This is a genomic window from Lactobacillus kefiranofaciens (assembly GCF_900103655.1).
GTDB classification, from domain to species: domain Bacteria; phylum Bacillota; class Bacilli; order Lactobacillales; family Lactobacillaceae; genus Lactobacillus; species Lactobacillus kefiranofaciens.
The window spans coordinates 1-4,644 of the sequence record NZ_FMXC01000067.1 but is presented as its reverse complement, the minus strand read 5'-3'; the positions used below and the strand labels follow the sequence as shown (position 1 = coordinate 4,644).

The following is a 4,644-nucleotide window of genomic DNA, read 5'->3' as shown; positions in this document are numbered from 1 at the left end:
TACGGAAATACGCACCATTTCTAGCATTACCAGTATTCCAGCCATTTCTAGCATCAGGATCATAGCCTAAAAAGGCAGTCAGTTCAGCTTCTAACAAGTCATTAACAGCTTGTTGGATTTCATGACGAAGCAAATCATTAATTTTATCTTGATTGAATAGAGCTTGAGTTATATTTTTGGTAAAATCATTCATGAAGGAGTTCTTCTTTCTGTATGTGTTTTTTGTTCAAACCAATCATACGAGAAAGGAACTCCTTTTTCTAATGTTTTAGGAAATTAAATTAAGGAATAATTCATCCTTACACAAACTATTTTACGGTCTCAGTAAAGACCATTTTGATAAGTAATTATAATCCTAGAAATAAACTAAAAAAATAATATTAAAACCTTATGAAGCATTTGTAGTAAGTGTAAATTAGATTTTTATTTGGAGGTATAATTATGAAGTTATGGAAGAAAATTTGTTTGTGTGGCACAACATTAGTTACACTTTTTAGTTTAAGTGCCTGTGGTAATAATCAAAAAACGAGAAGTAATAATTCTACAAATCAGACAATTACATTATGGGTTGACAGCAACAGAGTTCAATTTTATAAGAATATGGTAAAAGGATTTGAAAAAAAGTATCCTAAAATTAAGGTTAAAGTTGCTATGAGTCCAGATGGTTCAGCAGGTTCAATGCGAGATGTAGGAAAAGATCCATCAAAAGCTGCAGATGTATTTCAAGTCCCACATGACCAATTAGGACAACTTGCAGATGAAGGATATATAAATCCACTTAGTCCTAAAGAAGTTAATAATATTAAAAGTAAAGATACACCAGTTGGTTATCAAGCAGTTAATTGGAAAGGAAAAGAATGGGGGTATCCATTTGGGTTACAAGCTGCAGCGATTTACTATAATAAGAAAAAGTTAAATCAATCTGATTTGAAACAATGGAAAACATTAACTAAACATGGAGTAGTAGGTATGGATTTTACTAATTCATACTATTCATGGCCAATTTTCTTTTCAGCCGGAACAAAACTATTTGGAAATAATGGGCAAGAACTTAAAGGCTCTTCATTTGCAAGCCAAAAAGGGGTAAATGCATTAGAATGGATTCAAAAACAGGGTAAAAATAAAGGAGTAATGCAAACTAAGAATTTTGTACATGTTATGAAAAATACTAGTGCTTCTGCTATTGTCGATGGACCTTGGGATTACCAAAACTTACGTAAAGTTTTAGGTAAGAATCTTGGAGTAGCACCTATGCCAAATACAAAAGTGGGTGGAAAACGGGTTCCAATGCAGGTATTTTTGGGAATTCAGTGCTTAGCTATCAATTCAGCATCTAAACATCAAAAAGAAGATCAATTACTAGCTGATTACTTGTCAAATAAAGAATCTCAAACTACTGTCTGGAAGAATTCTGGAGAAATTCCTATTAATAAAGAGGCTTTAAAAAACAGAAAAATTACTGACAGTGATGAAGCCAAAGCGTTAGATATAATGTCTAAGCCAGATAGATCTGTGATTATGCCTAAAATGCCTCAAATGTCAACATTTTGGGATAATGCTTCTCCACTAACTAGTGGCGTGTTCGATGGTAAAGTAAAATCAGATGAATTTATGGCTAAATTAACACGATTACAAAAAATGATAGAAAAAAAGATGTAATTGAATAAGATTATTTTATCAAAAAAGATTGGATCCATAATTGAATCCAATCTTTTTTGACTAAGAACGTATTTACTAATGATACTTGAATTAACAACAATTTTCTTTACCCCATAAACTCAGTCTTAAAGTTTACAGCAGGGAAGATTAATTGATAACTATTGTTTAATTGTTCCTTGGTAATCTTTAAACCGATCAGTGGGATGATACCATTCAAGTCATCAATGGCATTTTGACTACTTTCAGCTGCACCAACTAATTGATTTTGCTTGTTGTAAACCAAGCTTAATTTAGCGCTTTGATCATTTTTACCAGCATATTCCATATCTGTATTAAACATATGATCCATATCTACAACGGTATATTCATCATTATCTCTAGCTTCATCAACACTGACACCAACTTGAGCTACTTGTGGGAAAGTGAAAGCAGATGCCCCAATGATTGGATAATGAATTGGATCATGTTTGTCATTAACAAGCTGATCGCCTAAGTATGTTGCCTCAAAGTGTGCAGTTGGAACTAGTGCAGGCTGTTTCTTTTCAATGACATCCCCAGCAGCATAAACTCCTTTAGCATTAGTTTCAAGATAGTCATCAACAATAATGCTGCCGCGCTTAGAAAGCTGCACATCAGTATTTTCCAGGCCAAGTTTATCAACATTAGCAATTCGGCCGCTAGCATCAACTACATAGTCAGCAGTTAGCTTAGTTCCAGCTGAAGTAGTGACTTCATATTGATCATCGTTTTTCTTAATTTCACTTACACCTTGATTGAAGTAAAAATCAATTCCACGTTTCTTCATGTCTTCGACGGTATTCATGACATGCTTTTCACTAAATGCCATCATTGGGCGACTTAAGAATTCAACGATGCTTACTTTACTGCCAGCAGCTGCGAGCAAAGTAGCCATTTCCATTGAAACAATACCGGCACCAATGAAAACTGTTCTTTCAGGGAGATTATCCAAATCTAAAACATCATTACTATTGTGCGTATATTCAGAGCCTGGGAAGTTCAACTTTCTTGGCTTTTGACCAGTGGCAATCACGATCTTATCAGCTTGATATTGTTCACCATTTACTTTAACAGTATGATTATCAACAAACTTAGCGTAGCCATGCAAGGTATCAATACCTAGATTCTTAAAGCCCATTTCTTGAGCAGCAGGCATATTCTTCCAAGTAGCTTTCTTAGTCTTCATTAAGCTGTTCCAATCAATCGTACTTGCTTGAGCAATACCGCGGTTTTGCAACAATTGACTAGATAAAGCATTTCTGACTGCACCTTCAAGAAAAATCTTGGGTTCACAACCATAGTTAGGGCAGGTACCACCAAATTTATCGCCATCAATTGCTAAAATCTTTTTGTCTGAACCTTGAGTGGCTATACTAAAATTGATTGCAGCTGGACCTGCACCAATAAGAATAATGTCGAACTTTTTCATTTCTAAATCCTTCTTCCATTTACTTACTATAATTAAGATAATACTTAACCGAAAAGAAGTAAAATTATCTGCTTAAAACCTTTTAAATAAGCTTAAACATCAGATCCTTAAAATAGAAACTATTCAAGTATTCTGATAATATTTATTCAAAAAGGAGAAACACTATGTCACTAATTTACATTTGCAAAGCCGCTAAAAATGACCTTGACCAAATTATGCCAATTATTGACGAAGCCAAAAAGTTTTTAAAAGAAGATGGCAATCCACAATGGCAGAGTGGTTATCCCGATGCTGATGCAATTAATGCAGATATTGATCAAGATGCTGCCTGGGTATTGATCGTTGACCAAAAAAATTGCTGGTTATACTGCTGTTGCTTCTGGTCCTGATCCCAATTATCATCAAATTGATGGTTTATGGAAAAACGATCTTGATCCTTATGTTGCTATCCACCGTGTTGCCATCAGCAATGAGTATCGGGGGATGCATCTAGCAAGTTATTTACTCTCCAGTTTGATCTCTTTACATTATGCCGAGGGAGTTAGAAACTATCGTGTTGATACTTTCAGAAGAAATGAGATCGTACAACACTTGGTTAAAGATGCTGGCTTTGTCAAACGAGGAAACATTAAAAATGATGATCCAATTGATCCTTACCGTGTTGCATATGAATTGAATTTATAATATTTATAGAACTCAGCTTAGCTGGGTTCTTTTTTAATCAAAATAATAATATATAACTTTTACCTATAGCTTGACCATGATAATAAGTATTTCACATAACTAGTTGAAGTTCATATAATTAAGACAACATTTAAAAAAACACCAAGAAGGGATTTTTATGAAGAAAAAGGGGATAGGTATTATTAGCTTAATTTTAATTATTATCATCGCAATCGTTGCCGGAATTAAGATCAAGCAAAATCATGATGAAAATGCGGTTCAAGAGATTCAACCAGTGAAAGTTAGTTCAAAAACTGTTCCAACTTTCTTCTTTCATGGTTGGGGAAGCAGCTGGCACGCAGAAGATACGATGGCTCAAGCAATAAAAAGAGCAGGAGCTACTAATACAATTGTCAGAGTTAATGTAAATAAGAAGGGCCATGCCAGGTTGATTGGCAAGATTAAGAAGAATGCTAAGAATCCATTAGTTGAGGTTAACTTTTCAGACAATAAGCTGACTAACTCACAATATAATGGACAATGTTAGAAAATATTAGGTCAATACAGTCATTTTGCTTCAAATGACCCTATTTTCCTAAGAATGCAACTTTTTTTAGCCAATATCTGCCGTTAACCTTTTTAAAACACTCCGTTTATCTATGATGATAACCGAAGCTATAAGGACAACTTTACAACAGCGTCAACCCAGCTAAAGCCAGCCGCCAAGCTATTTTCGTTTGTCAAGTGGACGCTCAAATGAGAGGCGACCATTTGACTGGATGCAACACTGCATCCGCTATCCCTTCATCTAATGAAAATTTAGGGAATACTTTTCTGATTATCTGCAAGGCTCCGTTAATATCCGCATTAACCAG

Annotated in this window: 4 protein-coding genes and 1 pseudogene; 3 read left to right on the top strand and 2 right to left on the bottom strand. The window is 34.6% G+C overall.

Annotated features, from left to right (window positions below):
- Nucleotides 1-193, bottom strand: a 193-nt coding sequence (locus BLP58_RS11525) for a transposase (RefSeq protein WP_176752305.1), incomplete at its 3' end; no start/stop codon positions are given.
- A 248-nt stretch (nt 194-441) separates the two neighbouring features.
- On the opposite strand from BLP58_RS11525, the gene BLP58_RS11520 reads away from it, so the two are divergent.
- Nucleotides 442-1,659 carry an extracellular solute-binding protein gene (locus BLP58_RS11520; protein WP_013854736.1) on the top strand — a complete coding sequence of 406 codons (1,218 nt, stop codon included), beginning with the start codon at nt 442-444 and terminating at the stop codon, nt 1,657-1,659.
- Nucleotides 1,660-1,765: 106 nt separating this feature from the next.
- On the opposite strand, the gene BLP58_RS11515 is transcribed toward BLP58_RS11520, so the two are convergent.
- Entirely contained in the window at nt 1,766-3,106 is a 1,341-nt protein-coding gene (locus BLP58_RS11515; RefSeq protein ID WP_013854735.1) for a dihydrolipoyl dehydrogenase family protein, read from the bottom strand.
- A 164-nt stretch (nt 3,107-3,270) separates the two neighbouring features.
- On the opposite strand from BLP58_RS11515, the pseudogene BLP58_RS11510 reads away from it, so the two are divergent.
- Both BLP58_RS11510 and BLP58_RS11505 read left to right on the top strand, forming a co-directional pair.
- Nucleotides 3,271-3,790, top strand: a pseudogene (locus BLP58_RS11510) (GNAT family N-acetyltransferase).
- 157 nt (nt 3,791-3,947) lie between these two features.
- Entirely contained in the window at nt 3,948-4,316 is a 369-nt protein-coding gene (locus BLP58_RS11505; protein WP_013854734.1) for an alpha/beta hydrolase, read from the top strand.
- Nucleotides 4,317-4,644 lie beyond the last annotated feature (328 nt).

Bases quoted from the DNA above. Each gene is read 5' to 3' on its own strand.
- BLP58_RS11515 (WP_013854735.1), bottom strand. From the start codon at position 3,106: ATGAAAAAGTTCGACATTATTCTTATTGGTGCAGGTCCAGCTGCAATC.
- BLP58_RS11505 (WP_013854734.1), top strand. From the start codon at position 3,948: ATGAAGAAAAAGGGGATAGGTATTATTAGCTTAATTTTAATTATTATC.
- BLP58_RS11520 (WP_013854736.1), top strand. From the start codon at position 442: ATGAAGTTATGGAAGAAAATTTGTTTGTGTGGCACAACATTAGTTACA.